Below are 20,503 nucleotides of genomic sequence, written 5' to 3'. Positions count from 1 at the left end.
TGCCGTCGTCAGCGGTACGCGTCGGCCGGGGCGTCGCGCAGCAGACAGGTGAGCCGGGCGGAGCACACCCGCCGGCCCTGCTCGTCGGTGACGGCGATGTCGTAGGTGGCGGTGGTCCGGCCGCGGTGCAGCGGTACGGCGGTGCCGGTGACGGTGCCGGAGCGCAGTGAGCGGTGGTGGGTGCAGCTGAGGTCCACCCCGACGGCGAGCCTGCCGGGGCCGCCGTGGAGCATGGCGCCGACCGAGCCGAGAGTCTCGGCCAGGACGGCGGAGGCGCCGCCGTGCAGCAGTCCGTAGGGCTGGGTGTTGCCCTCCACGGGGAGGGTGCCGACGACCTTCTCGGGGGAGGCCTCGGTGATCGTCAGGCCCATGCGCTCGCCCAGGTGCCCGGCGGAGAACAGGGCGGGCAGGTCGATGCCGAGTCCGGCCCACCGGTCGAGGATCTCCCGCGGGAAGACGCTGCTGGTCCGCTGCTCGTCCATGGCCGGCTCCGATCGTCGTACGCGGTGCTGGGCGTGTGCTGCACCCGTGCTACACCGTCTTATCAGAGGCCGGCCCGCCGGCGGCCGGGCGGGGGTCCGCGCACGGGGTGAGGCGGATCACCACGGATTTGCTGGCGGGGGTGTTGCTGACGTCGGCGGTGGCGTCGAGGGGGACCAGGACGTTGGTCTCGGGGAAGTAGGCGGCGGCGCAGCCGGGTGCGGTGGGGTAGTGGACGACGCGGAAACCGGGCGCGGTGCGCTCCACGCCGTCGTCCCACTCGCCGGTGAGGTCGGCGTACGACCCGTCGGGCAGGCCGAGGGCGTCGGCGTCGGCGGGGTGGACGAGCACCACGCGGCGGCCTCCGGTGATGCCGCGGTAACGGTCGTCGAGGCCGTAGACCGTGGTGTTGTACTGGTCGTGGGAGCGCAGTGTCTGCAGCAGCAGCCGTCCGGGTGGCAGGCGCGGGTACTGAAGGGGCGCGGCGGTGAAGTTGGCCTTCCCGGTGGCGGTGGGGAAGCGGCGTTCGTCGCGCGGGGCGTGGGGCAGCGTGAAGCCGCCGGGCCGGGCGACGCGGGCGTTGAAGTCCTCGAAGCCGGGGACGACACGGGCGATGCGGTCGCGGATCGCGGCGTAGTCGGCCTCGAACTCCTCCCAGGGCACCGAGTGGTCCGGGCCCAGTACGCGGCGGGCCAGCCGGCAGACCAGGGCGGGCTCGGACAGCAGGTGCCCGCCCGCGGGGGCCAGCCGGCCGCGGGAGGCGTGGACCATGCCCATGGAGTCCTCGACGGTGACGAACTGCTCGCCGGTGGCCTGGACGTCCCGCTCGGTGCGGCCGAGGACGGGCAGGATCAGGGCGCGGGCGCCGGTGACGCAGTGCGAGCGGTTGAGCTTGGTGGACACGTGCACGGTCAGCCGGGCCCGCCGCATCGCTGCCTCGGTCACCGAGGTGTCGGGGGAGGCGGCGACGAAGTTGCCGCCCAGGGCGAAGAACACCTTCGCCCGCCCGTCGCGCAGGGCGCGGACGGCGTTCACCGCGTCCAGGCCGTGCTCGCGCGGCATGGGGACGCCGAACTCCCCCTCCATGGCGTCCAGCAGGGCCGGTGCGGGTTTCTCGACGATGCCCATGGTGCGGTCGCCCTGGACGTTGCTGTGGCCGCGCACCGGGCAGACCCCGGCGCCGGGGCGGCCGACGGCCCCCCGCAGCAGCAGCAGGTTGACGACCTCCCGGATGGTGGGCACGGCGTGCTTGTGCTGGGTCAGGCCCATGGCCCAGCACACCACGGTGCGCTCCGAGGCCAGCACCAGCTCGGCGGCGCGGTCGATGTCGGCCGCCGCCAGGCCGGTGGCACGCAGCACCTCCGCCGGATCGGTGGCGCGGGCGGCCGCGGCGAACTCCTCGTAGCCGTGGGTGTGCTCGCGGACGAACGCCTCGTCGACCCCGCCGTCGGCCTCGATGACCCGGCGGCACAGCTCGCGGAAGAGCGCCTGGTCGCCGCCGAGCCGGATCTGCAGGAACAGGTCGGTGAGCGCCGTGCCGCGGCCGGCCAGGCCGCGCAGGGTCTGCGGGTTGTCGAACCGCTCCAGACCGGCCTCGGGCAGCGGGTTGACGGCGATGATCCGCGCCCCACCCCGTTTGGCCTTCTCCAGCGCGGAGAGCATCCGCGGGTGGTTGGTGCCCGGGTTCTGCCCGGCGACGATGATCAGGTCGGCGCGGTGCAGGTCCTCCAGCAGCACGCTGCCCTTGCCGACGCCGAGGGTCTCGGTCAGGGCCGCGCCGGAGGACTCGTGGCACAGGTTGGAGCAGTCGGGCAGGTTGTTGGTGCCGAAGCAGCGGGCGAAGAGCTGGTAGAGGAAGGCGGCCTCGTTGCTGGTGCGGCCGGAGGTGTAGAAGAGGGCCTCGTCGGGGGAGTCGAGGGCGTCCAGTTCCCCGGCGACGATGTCGAGGGCCCGCTCCCAGCCGACCGGCTCGTAGTGGTCGGCGCCCTCGGCCAGGTACATCGGGTGGGTCAGCCGCCCCTGCCGGCCCAGCCAGTAGCCGGAGCGGCGGGCGAGGTCGGCCACCGGGTGCTCCGCGAAGAAGGCGGGGGTGACGCGCTGGAGGGTGGCCTCCTCGGCGACGGCCTTGGCGCCGTTCTCGCAGAACTCGGCCCGGTGCCGCCGCTCCGGCTCCGGCCAGGCGCAGCCGGGGCAGTCGAAGCCGCCGTCCTGGTTGACGCCGAGCAGGGTCAGCGCGGTGCGCCGCGTGCCCATCTGCCGCTGTGCCGTGCGCAGGGAGTGGGCGACGGCGGGCAGCCCGGCGGCGGAGCGGCGCGGTGCGCCGACCCGGGGGGCGTCCTGGACGGGATCGGTCTCGGGCGGCTTGCGCTTCATGGCCGCCGATCCTGCCACGGGCCGGTGGGGAACGGCACCCGCCCGTGCCTGTCCGCGTGCCGCTCGTGCCTGTCCGCGCGCCGCGCGGCGGATCCCGTCTCCCACCGGTGTGCGGCGGCGCCGTGCGGGTGGTCCGGGGACGGGATTGTCGGTGCTCCATGGCAGGATCGGGGCGTGGCAGACAAAGCATCGACAGCGACCGCGGCACCGACGGCACCGGCAGCGTCACCGGGGAGGCGCCTGCTCCTGCTGGACGGGCACTCCCTCGCCTACCGGGCGTTCTACGCGCTGCCCGAGGAGAACTTCTCCACCACCACGGGACAGCCGACGAACGCCGTCTACGGATTCGCCTCGATGCTGGCGAACACCCTGCGGGACGAGGCACCCACCCACCTGGCGGTCGCCTTCGACGTGTCGCGCACGACCTGGCGCACCGGGGAGTTCGCCGACTACAAGGCGAACCGCGCCAAGACCCCGGACGGTTTCAAGGGGCAGGTCGAGCTGATCGGCCAGCTGCTGGACGCGATGAAGGTGCCGCGGTTCGCGGTGGAGGGCTACGAGGCGGACGACATCATCGCCACCCTGGCCACCCGGGCGGCGGACGAGGGCTTCCAGGTGTCGATCGTCACCGGCGACCGGGATTCCTTCCAGCTCGTCGCCGACGCGGTCACGGTGCTGTACCCCACCCGCGGGGTGTCGGAGCTGACGCGCTTCACCCCTTCGATGGTCGAGGAGAAGTACGGTCTGACGCCGCGGCAGTACCCGGACTTCGCCGCGCTGCGCGGTGACCCGTCGGACAACCTGCCCGGTATCCCCGGTGTGGGGGAGAAGACGGCCGCGAAGTGGATCCGGCAGTTCGGCTCCCTGGCGGAGCTGCTGGAGCGCGCCGACGAGGTCAAGGGCAAGGTCGGGGAGAAGCTGCGCGAGCACCTGGACTCCGTCCGCCTCAACCGGCGGCTGACGGAGCTGGTGTGCGACGTGCCGCTGCCGTCCGCCCCGGCGGATCTGGCGCGGACGCCGTACGACCGCGACGAGCTGGCGACGGTGCTGGATTCCCTGGAGTTCCGCAACACCAACTTCCGCGACCGGCTGTACGCGGTGGACCCGGGGGCGGCCCAGGAGGAGACGGCCCCGGCGGACGGGGTCGAGGTCGACGGGGCGGTGCTGGGCGCCGGCGAGCTGGCGCCCTGGCTGGCGGAGCACGCCGCGCCCGGCGCCGGGCCGCTGGGGATGGCCGCCGTCGACACCTGGGAGCTCGGTGCGGGCGGTGTCACCGAGATCGCCCTGGCCACCGCCGGGGGCCCGGCGGTGTGGTTCGACCCCGCCGGGCTGGACGAGGCCGACGAGAAGGCGTTCGCCGACTGGCTCGCCGACGGCAAGCGGCCGAAGGTCCTGCACGACGCCAAGGCGGCGATGCGGGTCTTCGCGGAGCAGGGCTGGCGGATCGCCGGGGTGGAGACGGACACCGCGCTCGCCGCCTATCTGGTGCAGCCGGGTCGCCGTTCCTTCGCGCTGGACGCGCTGTCGGTGGAGTTCCTGGGCCGGGAGCCGGCCCGGGCCGTCGAGAGCGACGGGCAGCTGGCCTTCGGCATGGACGAGCAGGCCGAGGCGGACGCCCTGATGGGCCGGGCCCGCACCATCCTCGACCTGGGCGGTGCGCTGGCCGGACGGCTGGACCAGGTGGGCGCGGCCGAGCTGCTCAAGGACGTGGAGTTGCCGGTCTCCGAGCTGCTGGCGCGTATGGAGCGGGCCGGGATCGCCGCGGACCGGTCCTGGCTGGAGGACATGGAGCAGCAGTTCGCCGCGGCCGTCCAGCAGGCGGTGCGGGAGGCGCACGCCTCGGTGGGCCGCGAGTTCAACCTCGGTTCGCCCAAGCAGCTGCAGGAGGTGCTCTTCGGCGAGCTGGGCCTGCCGAAGACGAAGCGGACCAAGACGGGGTACACCACGGACGCGGACGCGCTGGCGTGGCTGGCGGGGCAGACCGAGCACGAACTGCCGGTGATCATGCTGCGCCACCGCGAGCAGTCCAGACTGCGCACCACCGTCGAGGGGCTGATCAAGACGATCGCCGCCGACGGCCGTATCCACACCACCTTCAACCAGACGGTCGCCGCGACCGGGCGGCTGTCGTCGACCGACCCGAACCTGCAGAACATCCCGGTGCGCACCGACGAGGGCCGGGCCATCCGCCGGGGCTTCGTGGTCGGCGAGGGCTACGAGGCGCTGCTGACGGCCGACTACAGCCAGATCGAGCTGCGGGTGATGGCCCATCTCTCGGAGGACGAGGGCCTGATCGAGGCGTTCACCTCCGGTGAGGACCTCCACACCACGGCGGCCTCCCAGGTCTTCGGGGTGCCCAAGGACCGGGTGGACCCGGAGATGCGCCGCAAGATCAAGGCCATGTCGTACGGACTCGCCTACGGGCTGTCGGCGTTCGGCCTCTCGCAGCAGCTGGGCATCACGGCCGAGGAGGCGCGCCGGCTGATGGACGCCTACTTCGAGCGCTTCGGCGGGGTCAGCGACTATCTGTACCGGGTGGTGGAGGAGGCGCGGGCCACCGGCTACACCTCCACCATCCTCGGCCGCCGCCGCTATCTGCCCGACCTCAACAGCGACAACCGGCAGCGCCGCGAGATGGCCGAGCGGATGGCGCTCAACGCCCCGATCCAGGGCACCGCCGCGGACATCGTGAAGATCGCGATGCTGAAGGTGGACCGGGCGCTGGCCGGAGCGGAACTGCGCTCGCGGATGCTGCTCCAGGTGCACGACGAGATCGTGCTGGAGGTCGCCCCGGGCGAGCGGGAGCGGGTGGAGGAACTGGTGCGGCGCGAGATGGCCGGGGCGGTCCGGCTGCGGGCGCCGCTGGACGTGTCCGTCGGTTCCGGGGGGAACTGGGAGGAGGCCGCTCACTGAGCGGTTCCGGACCGGGGCCGGCCGCGGAGGACCCTCTGTCCGTCTGTCCGCCCGGTCGCGGTGGGCGGTGGTGAACATCCGGTGGAACGGCGGTGCCCATTGGGGCACGGTGGCGGGATGTGGTGGATCGGGTGCCGAACTTGCCGTAACGTCACGAGCGTTGCCGCACCCGGGGAAGCACGGGGACCCGTGGTGAGGCGGAGCGGCCGGCGGGCGGGGCGCACGGCGAGGAAGCACGGGCGCACGGCAAGCAGGACGTGCCGTTGGCGTGGTGACACGGGACAACGGAACAGCAGCGTGGAGGGGTCTGTCAGATGTCGGCTCGTCTCGGGGGCAGGGTCCGGAGGGGCGTGACCAGCACCGCGGTCGCGGCGGCGGCGATGGCCGCGCTCACCGCTTCGCAGGGGCCCGGTCTGGAGTTGGTCCAGCCCGGCGGCAGGGACAACACCTCCTCCCCGGAGCTGCCCGATCTGCCCGCCGACGGCGACTCCCCGTACCACACGGAGCTTCCGCCGCTGGTCAAGCCGGACAGGCCCGGTGCCTCCAACATCCTGCCGGGGGACCCCGGCGCCGCCGAGGCGGGCATACCCGCCACCGTCCTGGCCGCCTACAAGCAGGCGGAGCGGACGATGAACGTCGAGCGGCCCGGCTGCAACCTGCCCTGGCAACTCCTCGCCGCGATAGGCAAGGTGGAGTCCGGTCAGGCCCGCGGCGGTGCGGTGGACTCCCGGGGCACCACCCTCAGGCCGATCCTGGGTCCCGCCCTCAACGGTGTGGGCTTCGCGCACATCTCCGACACCGACAACGGCGCGCACGACGGCGACACCCGGTACGACCGGGCTGTCGGACCGATGCAGTTCATCCCGTCCACCTGGAAGAGCTGGGGCGCGGACGGCAACGGCGACGGCCGCGAGGACCCCAACAACATCTACGACGCCGCGCTCGCCGCGGGGCGCTACCTGTGTGCCAACGACCGGGACCTGTCCCGGCCGGGCGATCTGGAACAGGCCGTTCTCAGCTACAACCGCTCCCGGGAGTACCTGCGCACGGTGCTGTCCTGGCTGGAGTACTACCGCAAGGGCGTCCACGAGGTGCCCGACGGCGAGGGTGTGCTGCCCGTGACCCCCGGCGCGGGCAACGAGCGCCGGCCCGCCCGGCCGTCCTCCGAGCCGGTCACCGACTCCACCTCCCGCCCGCAGGCCGATCCGGGCGGCCCGGAGCGTGGCGGGGACGAGGACGGCAAGGGCAGGGAGAAGGACAAGGGCACCACCGCGCCCAAGCCAGGAGTCACGGAAGAGGGCAGCGTCGAGCCCGTCAAGCCCAGCAACCCCGTCAAGCCGACCGATCCCGGTACCACTGACCCGGGTGAGCCGACCGATCCCGGTACCACTGACCCGGGTGAGCCGACCGACCCCGGTGAGCCGCCCGTCTGCCCGGTGGAGCCGGAGCCCACGCCCACCGAGCCCGGCGAGCCCTCCGGAACCCCCACTCCCACTCCCACTCCCACTCCCACTCCCACCCCCACCGGGACCGCCGATGAAGGCGAGGACGGCGAGGACGGCGAGGAGGAGTCCGGCGATCCCGAGGAGCCGGAGGAGGACCCCTGCGGCGAAGAGGACGAGGAGGACGGCGAGGACGAGGAGGACGGCGAGGAGGACAGCGACGGCGAGCCGGCCTCCACGCCCACCCCGTCCATCAGCCTGTCCACCTCCGGACGCCCGGACTGACGCACTGACGGGCCACCCCGCGCGTCAGCGGGCCCGGCCCGTTCCGCCGCGTGCCGCGGCCGTCGTACGCCGGGTCGGTTGCGCCGTCGCCGGGTCCTCGGGCCAGGGGTGCCTGGGGTAGCGGCCGCGCAGTTCGGCCCGCACCGAGCGGTAGCCGTCGCGCCAGAACGATGCCAGGTCCGCCGTCACCGCGGCGGGCCGCCCGGCGGGCGACAGGAGGTGCACCAGCAGCGGTACCCGCCCCCCGGCCAGCCGCGGCGCCTCACGCCAGCCGAACAGTTCCTGCAGCTTGACCGCCAGGACCGGCCGCTCACCGCCGTAGTCCACCCGGATCCGTGACCCGGAGGGCACCTCGACCCGTTCCGGTGCCAGTTCCTCCAGCCGGGCGGCCTCACCGGTGGCCCACGGCAGCAGGGCGGTCAGCAGCCGCCCGGCGTCCGCCCGTGCCAGATCGTCCCGGCGCCGGGCGGCTCCCAGCACCGGGCCCAGCCACTCCTCCGCCCGCGCCAGCAGTGCCGCGTCCGACACTTCGGGCCAGGGCTCACCCAGCTCCCGGTGGAGGAAGGCCAGCCGCTGTCGCAGCGAGAGGGCCTCGCGGGTCCAGCGCAGCAGCCCCGGTCCCTCGCTCCGGAGCCCGTCCAGCAGCGCCGTCCGCACCAGCGCGGGGTCCGGCCGCTCCAGTGGTGCGGCGGCCAGTTCGACCGCGCCCAGCCGTGCCACCCGCCGGGCGGTGACATCCCCGGCGCCGCGCCGCGGCGCCGACCACCCGACCTCCTCGTCCTCGGAGTACAGCGCCCCGGCGGCCCGCCGCGCGGTGTCCTCGTCGATCACCGCGGCCAGCCGTATCCGGGCGGAGGCCGAGCCCACCGGCCGGTCCGCGGCGGCGACCGCCAGCCAGGGAACGTCACGCAGCCCGGAGTCGGGGGCGGTCTCCGCCCGGGTCCCGGAGACCATCAGATACGTCCGTTCGCCGCGGGAGCGTGCCACCCGCTCGGGGTAGGCCAGCGCCACCACCAGCCCCGCGGCCGTGTCGTCCGGTGTCCCCGCCGCTGCCGCGGCGTCCGCCGGTCCGGCCCCGTCCGGTCCGGGCAGGGCCGCCACCAGCCGGCGTGTCTCCCGGCGCCAGCGGGCGGTGTACCCGTCCCCGCCGCGGCGCGCGGCGCGCCAGACGGCCGCGACCTCCGTGCCGTACTCCCGGGGCGGTTCCTCGCTCAGCAGCGCCACCACCTCCGCCGCGCGGCGCGCCCCCACCAGGGACGCGCCGTCCAGCAGGGCGCGGGCCAGCCGGGGGTGCAGACCCGTCGCGGCCATCCGCCTGCCGCGCCCGGTGGCCCGTCCGTCACCGTCCACGGCGCCGATCGCGCGCAGCACCTCGCGGGCCGCGGCCATCGCCCCGGCCGGCGGCGGGTCCGGCAGGGCCAGACCGCGCGCGTCCGGATCGCCCCAGCACGCCGCGCGGAGGGCGAACGGGGTGAGGTCCGCGACCGCGATCTCGGGGGAGGGGAAACGCGGCAGCCGCCCGTGCCCGGCCTCGGTCCAGCAGCGGTACACCACGCCCGGCGCCTCGCGCCCGGCCCGGCCCGCGCGCTGTTCGGCCGAGGCCCGCGAGACCCGCACCGTCGTCAGCGCGCCGAGGCCGCGGGCGTGGTCGGTGCGCGGCTCACGGGCCAGCCCGGAGTCCACCACCACCCGCACTCCCGGCACCGTCAGGCTGGACTCCGCGACCGCGGTGGCCAGCACCACCCGGCGCCGTCCGGCGGAGCCGGCCAGCACCGCGTCCTGGACGGCGGCCGGAGCCCGGCCGTGCACCTGGAGCACCTCGGCGTCCGTACCGGCTCCTCCCGCGCCGCCGGCTCCCAGCAGCGCGGCCACCCGCGCGATCTCCCCGACGCCGGGCAGGAAGCACAGCACATCGCCGTCCTCCTCCCGCAGCGCCCGCCGCACGGTGTCCGCGACATGGGCGAGCAGGGCCGGGTCCACCCGGGTGCCGTGCGCGGGGCGCACCGGGCGTGCTCCGGTGGGCGGCGCCCACACCGTCCGCACCGGGTGTGCCACACCGGGGGCCGCCACCACCGGCGCGTCCAGCAGCCGGGCCCAGGCCTCGGTGTCGGTGGTGGCCGAGGCGGCGACCAGGCGCAGCTCCGGCCGCAGCGCGGCCCGTACGTCCAGCAGGAAGGCGGCGGCGGTGTCCGCGTCCAGGTGCCGTTCGTGGCACTCGTCCAGCATCACCGTGTCCACCCCCGGCAGCTCCGGGTCGCGCTGGAGCCGCTGGAGCAGCACTCCGGTGGTGACCACCTCCACCACGCACCCGGGTCCCACCACTCGCTCCCCGCGCACGGTGAGGCCGACCCGTTCGCCCACCCGCTCGCCCAGCAGCCAGGCCATCCGGCGTGCCGCGGCCCGCACCGCGATACGGCGCGGCTCGGCCACCACCACGCGCCGGACGTCTTTGGCGCTCCGGGCGCTCCCGGTGCCGGGGGAGACCAGTCCGGCCAGGGCGAGCGGCACCAGCGTGGTCTTGCCCGTGCCCGGCGGCGCGGACAGCACGGCCGCCCCGCGCGTGGTCAGCGCGTCCGCCAGGGCGGGCAGGACGGAGCGCACGGGCAGCCGGTCGAGGGCGTCGGTCCGCAGGGGCATGTCGCCATTCTGTCCCGTCGTCCCGCCCCGTCGTCCCGCCCCGCCGGCGCGGCGCCCCCGGGCTCCGCGGGGCTCAGCCGCGCTCGCAGACGAAGACCGCCGTGCCCGGGATCAGCCGCCCGCGCAGCGGTGACCAGCCGCCCCACTCCTGCCGGTTCTCCGCGGGCCACTCCGGCTCCACCAGGTCCACCAGCCGGAAGCCGGCGGCGACCAGGTCGCGCACCCGGTCGCCGAGGGTGCGGTGGTGCTCGACGTAGACCGCCCGCCCGCGTTCGTCCTGCTCCACGTAGGGGGTGCGGTCGAAGTAGGAGGAGGTGGCCGTCAGTCCCTCCGGCCCGGGCTCGTCGGGGAAGGCCCAGCGGATCGGGTGGGTCACCGAGAACACCCACCGGGCGCCCGGCCGCAGGACGCGGTGCACCTCGCGCAGCACCCGTACCGGGTCGGCGACGAAGGGCAGCGCGCCGTAGGAGGAGCACGCCAGGTCGAAGGAGCCGGGGGCGAACGGGAGTGCCCCCACGTCCGCCTGGACCAGAGGGAAGGCCGGCCCGGCACCCGGGCCGGCGGGCAGCGCGTGCCGCAGCTGCCGGTGGGAGATGTCCAGCGCCACCGGCCGTGCGCCCCGCGCCGCCAGCCAGCGCGAGCACTGGGCGGCCCCGGCGCCGATCTCCAGCACGGACCGCCCGGCCAGCTCCGCCACCGGGCCCAGCAGCCCGGCCCGCTCCTCGTCCAGCCCCTCCGGGCCCCACACGAAGCGGCCGCCGCCGGTGCCGCCGAGGAAGGTGCCGTGCTCGCGCTGGTAGTCGTCGGCGTTCCGGTCCCACCAGCTCCGGCTCGCCCTGCTGCTCTCCGTTCCGTCCGCGTGGCGGCGCGCGGGCCGGGGCTCGTCATCCTGGTTCATGCGGCGTCCGTGCCGGCGTCCGTGCTGGGGTTCATGGCTGGTCCGTGCCGTCCGTCGTCGTGGCCTGTGCGGTGGGATGCGCCGCCCGGGGACCGGCGGAACCGGTGCGGAACCGGGGGGACCGGCCGTGGGACGCGGCGACATGTGCCGGGTATGGGAAGGTAAGTCCAAGGTGTACTCGTTCGCGCATTGACCATGCCCGGCTGCCCCCGTATGCTACAAGTTGCGCTGCGAGCCTGCGCGCCTCGGACGGAGCAGGTCGCGCTCGTTCTGTTGCATGTCCCCTCGGTTGTCGAGGCGCTGGTGATTTCCTCGGAGATCTGTACAGGTGCCTCTCAGGCTGTCCGGCTTCGGCAGTGCGATAAGGGCTCACGGCGTGGCAGTACCTACGATTTCAATGTCCGTACCGGAGCCCTTTTCCACATGACGAGCAGCACCGAGACCACCGTGACCACCCCGCAGGTTGCGGTTAACGACATCGGTTCCGAGGAAGCCTTCCTCGCCGCGATCGACGAGACGATCAAGTACTTCAACGACGGCGACATCGTCGACGGCGTCATCGTGAAGGTCGACCGGGACGAGGTCCTGCTCGACATCGGTTACAAGACCGAAGGTGTCATCCCTTCCCGAGAGCTGTCGATCAAGCACGACGTCGATCCGAACGAGGTCGTCGCCGTCGGCGACGAGATCGAGGCCCTGGTCCTCCAGAAGGAGGACAAGGAGGGCCGCCTGATTCTCTCGAAGAAGCGCGCCCAGTACGAACGTGCCTGGGGCACCATCGAGAAAATCAAGGAAGAGGACGGCATCGTCACCGGTACCGTCATCGAGGTCGTCAAGGGCGGCCTGATCCTCGACATCGGCCTCCGCGGCTTCCTTCCGGCCTCCCTGGTGGAGATGCGCCGGGTCCGCGACCTCCAGCCGTACGTCGGCAAGGAGCTCGAGGCGAAGATCATCGAGCTGGACAAGAACCGCAACAACGTGGTTCTCTCCCGCCGCGCCTGGCTGGAGCAGACCCAGTCCGAGGTCCGCCAGACCTTCCTCACCACCCTGCAGAAGGGCCAGGTGCGGTCCGGCGTCGTCTCCTCGATCGTCAACTTCGGCGCCTTCGTGGACCTGGGCGGTGTGGACGGTCTGGTCCACGTCTCCGAGCTGTCCTGGAAGCACATCGACCACCCGTCCGAGGTGGTCGAGGTCGGCCAGGAGGTCACGGTCGAGGTCCTGGACGTCGACATGGACCGCGAGCGGGTCTCCCTGTCGCTGAAGGCGACGCAGGAGGACCCGTGGCAGCAGTTCGCCCGGACTCACCAGATCGGCCAGGTCGTCCCCGGCAAGGTCACCAAGCTGGTGCCGTTCGGTGCGTTCGTCCGGGTCGACGAGGGCATCGAGGGCCTGGTCCACATCTCCGAGCTGGCCGAGCGCCACGTGGAGATTCCCGAGCAGGTCGTCCAGGTCAACGACGAGATCTTCGTCAAGGTCATCGACATCGACCTGGAGCGTCGCCGGATCAGCCTCTCGCTGAAGCAGGCCAACGAGTCCTTCGGGCCCGACCCGATGGCGGTCGAGTTCGACCCGACCCTGTACGGCATGGCCGCGTCCTACGACGACCAGGGCAACTACATCTACCCCGAGGGCTTCGACCCGGAGGCCAACGACTGGCTGCCGGGCTACGAGAAGCAGCGCGAGGAGTGGGAGCGCCAGTACGCCGAGGCGCAGCAGCGCTTCGAGCAGCACCAGGCGCAGGTGCTCAAGTCCCGTGAGGCCGACGCGCAGGCGGAGGCCGAGGGGACCAGCGGCGCTGCCGGCGGCGGTACCGGCGGCGGCCAGCAGGGCGGCGGCGGTGGCGGCGGCGGTGGCTCGTACTCCTCGGAGTCGGGCGACAACTCCGGTGCCCTCGCCTCGGACGAGGCCCTGGCAGCCCTCCGCGAGAAGCTCGCGGGCGGCCAGAGCTGACCCGAGGGTCGGCAGACACGGCGCGGCGCCTGACCGAGTGGTACCGGACGGACACCGGACGCTCGGACGAACACCGGACAAGCAGGGCCCCCTCCCCGGCCGGGGAGGGGGCCCTGCGGTGTGTTCCGGAGCCGGACGTGGCACCATCGTGATCATCCGGCGGCGGTTCCCGGCCGTCCGGCTCCGGGCAGGTGGCGCACCTCCCCGCGGACACCCGGGGCCCCGGGGCACCCGAGTGCGGGAATGCGCCTTCGGTGTCCGGTGTTACCGGCAGACAGGAGCGACACGGAGGGGCGTCAGTGCTGGATCCGCAGGAGCTGTACGAGTGGGATTCCGAGGGACTGAAGGAGAGCGAGGCGGCCGGCGGAGGGCCGGGCAGTGCCGGGCTCGTCATGCTCTACCACTTCGAGGGCTTCATCGACGCCGGGGAGACCGGCGGCCAGGTCACCGAGCGGCTGCTGGACGACCGGCCATATGAGACCGTCGCCCGTTTCGACGTGGACCGGCTCGTCGACTACCGCGCCCGTCGCCCGGTGATGACCTTCCGGCGTGACCACTGGGCGTCCTACGAGAGGCCCCGGCTGGAACTGAACCTGTTGCGGGATGCCACCGGCACTCCCTTCCTGCTGCTCACGGGCCCCGAACCGGATGTGGAGTGGGAGCGGTTCACCGCTGCGGTGCGCCAGATCACCGAGCGGCTCGGCGTACGGCTCGCGGTGACCTTTCACGGAATCCCCATGGGCGTCCCCCACACCCGGCCCGTCGGCCTCACGCCGCACGGCAACCGCACCGATCTGACACCCGCCCGTCCCAGCCCCTTCGACGAGGCCCAGGTGCCGGGCAGCGCGGCAGCGCTGCTGGAGCTGCGGCTGGCCGAGGCGGGCCACGACGTGCTGGGTTTCGCCGCGCACGTTCCGCACTACCTGGCCCGCTCCGCCTACCCCGACGCCGCCCTGGCCGTCGTCGAGTCGATCACCGCGGCCACCGGCCTGGTCCTGCCCGAGGTCACCCACGCGCTGCGCACCGAAGCACACCGGGTGCGTGACGAGATCGAGCGGCAACTGGCGGCGGGGGACGAGGAGCTGGTCGCGGTCGTGAGAGGACTGGAGCAGCAGTACGACGCCATAGTCGGAGCCGAGACCCGCGGCAACCTGGTGGCCGAGCCCATGGAGCTGCCGTCCGCCGAGGAGCTCGGCGAGGTCTTCGAACGCTTCCTCGCCGAGCACGAGGGCGGTGGAGACGGCGAGGGCGGTGCCGGCCCGGCCGGCGGCGGAGACGTCCCCGGCGCCTGACCGCTCCGCGCCGGCCCGCCGACCTGCTCCGATAGGCTGGACGGCGGTCGCGGCCGGGAGGGACCCGACTCGCGGCGCGAGGTCCTGCCGCAGGGCGCGGGGGAGCTGACCGGAACCGAGCGGGTCGAGCGGGTGGAGGCGTGAGCATGCTCTCGGTGGGGCTGACAGGCGGGATCGGCACGGGCAAGAGCGAGGTGTCCCGGCTGCTCGGCGAGCACGGAGCGGTGATCATCGACGCCGACCGGATCGCCCGTGAGGTCGTGGCGCCCGGCACCGAGGGGCTCGCCGCCGTGGTGGCCGAGTTCGGGGAGGAGTTCCTCACCGCGGAGGGCACCCTGGACCGCCCCCGGCTGGGCTCCGTCGTCTTCGGCGACCCGGAGCGGCTGAAGGCCCTCAACGCGATCGTCCATCCCCTGGTCGGGGCCCGCTCCGCCGAGCTCCAGCGGGCGGCCGAGGACACCGAGGACGCGGTCGTCGTCCACGACGTGCCGCTGCTGGTCGAGAACGACCTGATGCCCCACTACGACGTGGTGGTGGTCGTCGACGCCTCGCCCGGCACCCAGCTCGACCGCCTGGTGCGGCTGCGCGGTATGACCGAGGCGGACGCCCGCAGCCGGATGGCGGCCCAGACCACACGCGAGCGGCGGCTGGCGGCCGCGGACATCGTCATCGACAACGACGGCTCGCCGGAGGAGCTACGGGAACGGGTCGCGGAGGTGTGGCGGCGGCTGAGCGGGCGGGCCCGGGCGGCTTGACCGCTCCCCGGCCCGGGAAGACTCACCCGGACAGGGGAATACGGCCGCGTGGCGGAACGTTCCCGTAGCGGTACACCACGGTGTCCGCGGCGTCCGGGATTCCCGCGGCGCCCCGGAACCACAACCCGTACCCCAGGACCGGTGATCCCGCGGATGTGGCACGCCCGGACGTGCCACGCCAGGTACGCGGCCGATCCCGGGCGAGGAGGCGCCGACGTGCCCGAGACCACGCCAGAGACCCATGTCATCCAGTACCGTGCCGCCGAGCAGCTGCTGGCCGCCCGTGACCCCAGGGGTGCGCTGAAGCTCCTGGAGTCGGTGGTCAGCGCCTTCCCGGAGAAGACCTCCGTCCGGCTGCTGCGTGCCCGGGCCTTCTTCCTCAGCGCCCAGCTGCGCGCCGCCGAGGAGGAGTTCCAGCTCGTCCTGGAGCGTGAGCCGGACAACTCCTTCGCCCACTTCGCCCTCGGCCGCACCCTGCAGCGCACGGGCCGGGAGGACGAGGCACTGCGGCACTTCCGGCTGGCGGCGGCGCTGGACCCGCGGCCGGACTTCTGGGAGGCCGCCCGGTTCGGCGACCGCGCGGCCTGAACCGCCTTCCGCCGCCGGGCACCGACCGGGTGCCGCATCCGCCGTGATGGTCCCCGTCCGGCGGGTGCGGCACCCGGTCAGTGCCCCGCCCTCCAGGGCGCGGGCAGTCCCAGGGAGCCGGTCATGAAGAACGCCCCCTCCGCCCACTGGCCGGGCGCGGGGGAGTGCGGCAGCTGGGTGTCGGCGGCGGCGACGTCCACCTCGATCCCGCCGACGGTCCGCACCCTGATCCGGTGGAACACCCCGCCGGTGAGCTCGCTCTCGGCGCGCTCGGCGGCCACCACCTCGCCCGCGAACAGCGCATGAGGGCTCGGTGCCCACTCCGGACCGGCGTCGTCCGGGCGGAACAGCCCGGCGGGGATGAGGAAGTCCGGCGCGAACCTCGGCTCACGGTCGCCCTGCGCCGCGTCGTACGCCGCCTCGTCCGGGTGCAGCGCGATCCGCTCGGCGAGCGCGCCAAGCCGCAGCGTCCCCTCGGTGGGCGCACCGCCGGGGGCGCAGCCCAGGGCGCGCAGCTCCGCGCGGTCGGTCAGCTCCACCGGCAGCGGACACAGCATCTCGCCGCCCGGGCCGTCCAGGAGCTCCACATGTGCCGTGCCGTCCGGGGCCAGGGCGATCCCGCGCACCGGTACCGGCGCTCCCCGGGGCACCAGGGCGGGCAGGGCATACGTCAGCGCACCCTCCTCGTCGATCTCCAGTTCCACGCGCGCTCCGCCCGTGCCCGTCCACACCACCCTGGTCAGGCCCGGGCCGACGGGCTCGGCATGTCCCAGCCCGTGCAGCCGCCGCAGCAGGCCGGCGTACTCCTCCCGGTCGTGGACCTCAAGCCCGATGGTGCCGAAGTGGCTGGTCAAGGCAGAACACCCCCGTCGACGAAAAGCACTGTGACGGGCACAACCGTCCTTTGTCCCCGGTCGGAGGGCAACCGGGTTTTCCGGGTTCCCGAGGCGGCAGTATTGGCATGGGCAGGGCACCGACGCCCCGCCGTACCGCCGACCCCTGGACCGCCACGTGATATCCCGACACCTCCGCCGCGGAACCGTTCCGACCGCCGCCCTCGTACTGACCGCCGCCCTCGCTCTGACCGGCTGCGAGAACCCCGGAGGGGAGGACTCCTCCGCCGATCCGTCCACCTCCGCCGGGGACGGCCGGGCGGTCAGCCCGCTGGAGAACGAGGAGGGCACCGGGCCGGGCCTCGCGCCCCTCGGATCCGGGGCCGAGCGGGAGGAGGCGCGGAGGATCATCGGGGAGCTGGTGACCAAGGGGCGCGGGCCGAGGACCGGCTACGACCGGGACGAGTTCGGGTACGCCTGGAAGGACTCCGTGGACGGGGTACCGCTGGCGCGCAACGGCTGCGACACCCGCAACGACCTGCTGAAACGAGACGGCCGGGAGCTGCGCTTCCGATCCGGCTCCGACTGCGTGGTGGTCTCCATGACGCTGGCCGACCCGTACACCGGGAAGACGATCGAGTGGCGCAAGCAGGACGCCGCCGAGGTGCAGGTCGACCATGTCGTGCCGCTGTCGTACGCCTGGCAGCTGGGTGCCTCCCGCTGGCCGGAGGACCGGCGCGAGCGGTTCGCCAACGACCCGCTGAACCTGCTGCCCGTGGACGGGGCGGCCAACAGCCGCAAGAGCGACTCCGGACCGGCCGCCTGGCTGCCGCCGGACAGGCAGGTCCGCTGTGCCTACGCGGTGCGCTTCGCGCAGGTCGCGCTCGAGTACGGACTGCCGGTGACGGCGGCGGACCGGACGGCGATGCTGCGGCAGTGCGAGGACTGAGCGGCCTCGCCCCGGGCCCGGGAGGAGCGGCGGCCGCTGGTCCGCCGGTTCCGGTCCGTCATCCGTCAGGGAGCCCCGGGCGGCGGTACCGGGTAACCGCACAGCCTGCGGCAGACCACGGACCGGGCGGCACCGGTACCGCGGGCGGTCACCGGCCGCGGACGGTCGCCGGGCCGCCTCTCGCGCACCGGCCGGCACCGTACCCGGCTCGGCCGTCGCCGCAGTGACTCGTTGAGACAGCACAGCCGGGGGGAGGGGGACGACGGGAAGGGGGAGCGGGGGGTTGGCAGCACCCTCACACCGTATCGGCCCCGCCCCGTCCCCGGCAGGCCCTTGTGGGCACCCGTGCGCCCGGCGGAGCCCGCCGGAGGGCGGGCGGCGTGGCGATCGGGGAGAAGACCGCCACGCCGCCGTGTCACCGGCTGCCGGACGGGGTCGGGGAACGGGCAGGAACCGGTCCCGGAAACCCGCCGGGCCGCCGGAGTCCTCACCGGCACGGCCCGGGACGGCGGGTGCCGCGCGGTCGCGGCTTCGGTGACGCCGGTTCGGAAAGGAGTGGACCGACCATTGCTGTCCCTTCCTCGGGACCGTGGGAATCGTCCGGGTGTGCCGGGCCTGCGGTATGTGAATCCGTGACGATCGGCGACGATCGGTATGGAGTATGGGCCCGGGGCGGGTGAGCGTCAATGCGTTCTTCCGGAATTCTTCCGGTAGCCAGAATGCGAGACGGGCTGGGAGGAAGCGCCCCGGAAAGTGGTTACCGGACGTCAATAGCGGGTTTCCGGCCGGGTGTTGGAAATTTCTCCGAAGAACATCCGGAAGGCTTCCGGTAAGAGGTGGGGGTATCGCCATGACGAGTGCGGACCGCTCCCGGCGGCCGGACGGTCAGCCCGCGGCCTGGGCCGCCGATCGCGCCTCGCTCGGGCGGACGATCACGAATCCCTGGCCGTCCAGCCTGAGCTGCACCGCCTCGCCGGAACCACCGCGGATCATCGAACCGAAGCTCTGCGAACGGTGCAGGGAGGTCTGGAGTTGCGCGCTCCAGCCGACGACCGCGTCGGTGTCGACGAAGACCGGCTGCTGCGGGTCGACGGGGATGACGATGGGGCTGCCCTCGCAGATCACGCCCAGTTTGCCCTGTCCGGTGAAGACGCTGTTGAACAGGCCGCCGCCGACCATGCCCGCGCCCTTGACGACCTTTATCTCGTAACCGAGGCTCGCGTCGAAGCACAGGACGTTGCGCCCGTTGACGGTGAGGCTGTCACCGGGGTCGAAGTCGATGATGAAACAGTTGGCGGCCTCGTGGGCGAACCACGCCTCCCCCTGGCCGCGGACGGCCATCAGGGCCAGCCCCTCCCCGGTGACCGACCGCTTGATGAAGTTCCCCACTCCCTGGCCCTTCTTCTCGAAGGCCAGATTGCCGCGGAAGGCGATCATGGCCCCCTGCCGGGCGTAGCACTCGCCGTTCACCACGTACCGGATCGACTTGGGGTTCTGCAGGGCCATACCGGGGGAGGTGGCGGGCCGGACCGTGTTCTCGGAGGCGAAGATGTCGCTGCGCATGGCAGGTATGCTCCCCGCTGTTCCGCCGCCCGCCAAGGCACCGCGCGCGGTGGGAGACGGAGAAAGGTCCCGGCCGGCTGGGCGGCGGGCCCCGCCGGCTTCCGTTCCGCGCGTCCGGCCCGGCCGAGCGGGCTGCTCATGGCGGTGCGGACCGCATGGCCGCGGGGCCTGCCGCTAGCGTGGCCCCATGACGACACAACCCCGGGCGACGGGCCCCGCCACGACCGCCGAGGTGCGCGCCGACGAGGTGGGAGCGGTGCGGACGGCCTACGCGCCCGACCCGGACGGCGATCCGGATCCCGGTGAGATCGTGTGGACCTGGGTCCCCTACGAGGAGCTGGACGGGCGGGGCAAGGACCGTCCCGTCCTGGTCGTGGCGCGGGAGCCGGCCGGCACCCTGCTGGCCGTACAGCTCTCCAGCAGACCCCGGGACGGGCGGCAGGCCTGGGTGCCGCTCGGTTCCGGCCCCTGGGACCGTTCCGGGCGGGAGTCGTGGGTGGACCTGGACCGGGTGCTGCGGATCCACCCGGAGGGGATGCGGCGCGAGGCGTGCGCGCTGGACCGGGCCAGGTTCAACCGGGTCGTGCACAGCCTCCAGCTGCGGTACGGCTGGCACTGAGCGCACCGCCGCACCGCCGCACCGCCGCACCAAGCCGATCACACCGCGTACCGCCGAGGAGGCCAACGATGGACGGACAGCTCAGCCCCATGCCCGAGGACTGGCAGCGCGCCCTGGCGATCGTCGCCCACCCGGACGATCTGGAGTACGGAGCGGCCGCCGCCATCGCCCGGTGGACCACCGCCGGGCGGGAGATCGCCTATCTGCTGGTGACCCGTGGCGAGGCCGGGATCGACACCATGGACCCGGCCGAGGCGGCACGGGTGCGGGAGGCCGAGCAGCGGGCGAGCGCGGCCGTGGTGGGGGTGGAGGCGGTGGAGTTCCTGGACCACCGGGACGGGGTGATCGAGGAGGGTGTCGCGCTCCGCCGGGACCTGGCCGCCGCGATCCGCCGCCACCGGCCCGAGCTGGTGATCACCCTCAACCAGCACGAGACCTGGGGGCCGGGCTTCTGGAACACCCCCGATCACCGGGCCGTCGGACGTGCCGTGCTGGACGCGGCCGGGGACGCGGGCAACCGCTGGATCTTCACGGACCTGGCCGACGAGGGGCTGACACCCTGGGACGGGGTGCGCTGGGTGGCGGTCGCCGGCTCGCCGGAGCCGACGCACGCCGTGGAGGTGGGGGAGGAAGACGTGGAGCGGGCCGTCGCCTCGCTCGCCGAGCACCGGGCGTACCTCACGGCGCTCAGCGACGAGGAGCCCGCCGAGTACGCCCGCGGGTTCATCACCGGGATGCTGGAGACGTCCGCCGGGCGCACCGGCGGGCGGCGGGCCGTGACCTTCCAGGTGTACCCGAGGGGGTGACGGGCCGGCCGCCGCCGTGTCCCTCACGGGGAACGGGGCGGACGGCCGTCCAGGCCGCGGCGGGTGCCCCTCGGGGAGCCGCGAGGACCGGTGGACGGCCGGAGACGTTCACGGAGCGGG

At 73.8% G+C, this 20,503-nt stretch carries 15 protein-coding genes; 9 read left to right on the top strand and 6 right to left on the bottom strand.

From position 1 onward, the window contains the following. Positions 1–8: 8 nt before the first annotated feature. Together CUT44_RS07095 and CUT44_RS07090 are read right to left on the bottom strand one after the other, a co-directional pair. Entirely contained in the window at positions 9–482 is a 474-nt protein-coding gene (locus CUT44_RS07095) for a PaaI family thioesterase (protein WP_100201306.1), read from the bottom strand. Between the two features lie 49 nt (positions 483–531). Further along, positions 532–2,853, bottom strand: a complete 2,322-nt coding sequence (locus CUT44_RS07090; RefSeq protein ID WP_100201305.1) for an FdhF/YdeP family oxidoreductase — start codon at positions 2,851–2,853, stop codon at positions 532–534. 174 nt (positions 2,854–3,027) lie between these two features. Here CUT44_RS07090 and polA point away from each other — a divergent pair, with 174 nt between their 5' ends. Both polA and CUT44_RS07080 read left to right on the top strand, forming a co-directional pair. Then, entirely contained in the window at positions 3,028–5,766 is a 2,739-nt protein-coding gene (gene polA, locus CUT44_RS07085) for a DNA polymerase I (protein ID WP_100201304.1), read from the top strand. Between the two features lie 350 nt (positions 5,767–6,116). Then, a complete protein-coding gene (locus tag CUT44_RS07080; RefSeq protein ID WP_332888255.1) occupies positions 6,117–7,493 on the top strand; it encodes a lytic murein transglycosylase in 1,377 nt (458 codons plus the stop codon). A 24-nt stretch (positions 7,494–7,517) separates the two neighbouring features. Here the strand turns inward: CUT44_RS07080 and hrpB are convergent, their stop codons facing one another. Together hrpB and CUT44_RS07070 are read right to left on the bottom strand one after the other, a co-directional pair. Beyond that, the gene (hrpB, locus tag CUT44_RS07075) at positions 7,518–10,130 is read right to left on the bottom strand and encodes an ATP-dependent helicase HrpB (protein ID WP_100201303.1); all 2,613 of its coding nucleotides are present in this window, start codon (positions 10,128–10,130) and stop codon (positions 7,518–7,520) included. A 73-nt stretch (positions 10,131–10,203) separates the two neighbouring features. Then, positions 10,204–11,028, bottom strand: coding sequence for a class I SAM-dependent methyltransferase (locus CUT44_RS07070; protein WP_100201302.1), 825 nt, complete (start codon positions 11,026–11,028; stop codon positions 10,204–10,206). 423 nt (positions 11,029–11,451) lie between these two features. Between CUT44_RS07070 and rpsA the strand changes: the two genes are divergently transcribed. From rpsA to CUT44_RS07050, 4 genes are all read left to right on the top strand, one after another. Next, positions 11,452–12,978, top strand: coding sequence for a 30S ribosomal protein S1 (gene rpsA, locus CUT44_RS07065; protein WP_100201301.1), 1,527 nt, complete (start codon positions 11,452–11,454; stop codon positions 12,976–12,978). A 299-nt stretch (positions 12,979–13,277) separates the two neighbouring features. Then, positions 13,278–14,270 carry a PAC2 family protein gene (locus tag CUT44_RS07060; RefSeq protein WP_100201300.1) on the top strand — a complete coding sequence of 331 codons (993 nt, stop codon included), beginning with the start codon at positions 13,278–13,280 and terminating at the stop codon, positions 14,268–14,270. A 146-nt stretch (positions 14,271–14,416) separates the two neighbouring features. Beyond that, positions 14,417–15,025 (top strand): dephospho-CoA kinase, encoded by a 609-nt coding sequence (coaE, locus tag CUT44_RS07055; protein ID WP_100201299.1) that lies wholly within the window; start codon positions 14,417–14,419, stop codon positions 15,023–15,025. A gap of 216 nt (positions 15,026–15,241) precedes the next feature. Beyond that, on the top strand, positions 15,242–15,613 hold the full coding sequence (locus CUT44_RS07050; RefSeq protein WP_100201298.1) for a tetratricopeptide repeat protein: 372 nt from the start codon (positions 15,242–15,244) through the stop codon (positions 15,611–15,613). A 77-nt stretch (positions 15,614–15,690) separates the two neighbouring features. Here the strand turns inward: CUT44_RS07050 and CUT44_RS07045 are convergent, their stop codons facing one another. Further along, positions 15,691–16,467, bottom strand: coding sequence for a hypothetical protein (locus tag CUT44_RS07045; protein ID WP_100201297.1), 777 nt, complete (start codon positions 16,465–16,467; stop codon positions 15,691–15,693). A 160-nt stretch (positions 16,468–16,627) separates the two neighbouring features. Here CUT44_RS07045 and CUT44_RS07040 point away from each other — a divergent pair, with 160 nt between their 5' ends. Continuing rightward, complete coding sequence (locus CUT44_RS07040; protein WP_408646721.1) at positions 16,628–17,395, top strand: HNH endonuclease family protein; 768 nt, start codon at positions 16,628–16,630, stop codon at positions 17,393–17,395. Between the two features lie 885 nt (positions 17,396–18,280). On the opposite strand, the gene CUT44_RS07035 is transcribed toward CUT44_RS07040, so the two are convergent. Further along, complete coding sequence (locus CUT44_RS07035) at positions 18,281–18,958, bottom strand: AIM24 family protein (protein ID WP_100201296.1); 678 nt, start codon at positions 18,956–18,958, stop codon at positions 18,281–18,283. 187 nt (positions 18,959–19,145) lie between these two features. Here CUT44_RS07035 and CUT44_RS07030 point away from each other — a divergent pair, with 187 nt between their 5' ends. Further along, positions 19,146–19,577 (top strand): type II toxin-antitoxin system PemK/MazF family toxin, encoded by a 432-nt coding sequence (locus CUT44_RS07030; RefSeq protein ID WP_100201295.1) that lies wholly within the window; start codon positions 19,146–19,148, stop codon positions 19,575–19,577. Between the two features lie 68 nt (positions 19,578–19,645). Beyond that, positions 19,646–20,383 (top strand): PIG-L deacetylase family protein, encoded by a 738-nt coding sequence (locus CUT44_RS07025; protein ID WP_100201294.1) that lies wholly within the window; start codon positions 19,646–19,648, stop codon positions 20,381–20,383. Positions 20,384–20,503: the final 120 nt, after the last annotated feature.

The organism is Streptomyces carminius (assembly GCF_002794255.1).
GTDB lineage: Bacteria > Actinomycetota > Actinomycetes > Streptomycetales > Streptomycetaceae > Streptomyces > Streptomyces carminius.
The sequence above is the reverse complement of the archived record's forward strand: the minus strand, read 5'-3'. Positions and strand labels throughout refer to the sequence as shown.

Bases quoted from the DNA above. Each gene is read 5' to 3' on its own strand.
- CUT44_RS07095 (WP_100201306.1), bottom strand. From the start codon at position 482: ATGGACGAGCAGCGGACCAGCAGCGTCTTCCCGCGGGAGATCCTCGAC.
- CUT44_RS07090 (WP_100201305.1), bottom strand. From the start codon at position 2,853: ATGAAGCGCAAGCCGCCCGAGACCGATCCCGTCCAGGACGCCCCCCGG.
- hrpB (WP_100201303.1), bottom strand. From the start codon at position 10,130: ATGCCCCTGCGGACCGACGCCCTCGACCGGCTGCCCGTGCGCTCCGTC.
- CUT44_RS07070 (WP_100201302.1), bottom strand. From the start codon at position 11,028: ATGAACCAGGATGACGAGCCCCGGCCCGCGCGCCGCCACGCGGACGGA.
- rpsA (WP_100201301.1), top strand. From the start codon at position 11,452: ATGACGAGCAGCACCGAGACCACCGTGACCACCCCGCAGGTTGCGGTT.
- coaE (WP_100201299.1), top strand. From the start codon at position 14,417: ATGCTCTCGGTGGGGCTGACAGGCGGGATCGGCACGGGCAAGAGCGAG.
- CUT44_RS07035 (WP_100201296.1), bottom strand. From the start codon at position 18,958: ATGCGCAGCGACATCTTCGCCTCCGAGAACACGGTCCGGCCCGCCACC.
- CUT44_RS07030 (WP_100201295.1), top strand. From the start codon at position 19,146: ATGACGACACAACCCCGGGCGACGGGCCCCGCCACGACCGCCGAGGTG.
- CUT44_RS07025 (WP_100201294.1), top strand. From the start codon at position 19,646: ATGGACGGACAGCTCAGCCCCATGCCCGAGGACTGGCAGCGCGCCCTG.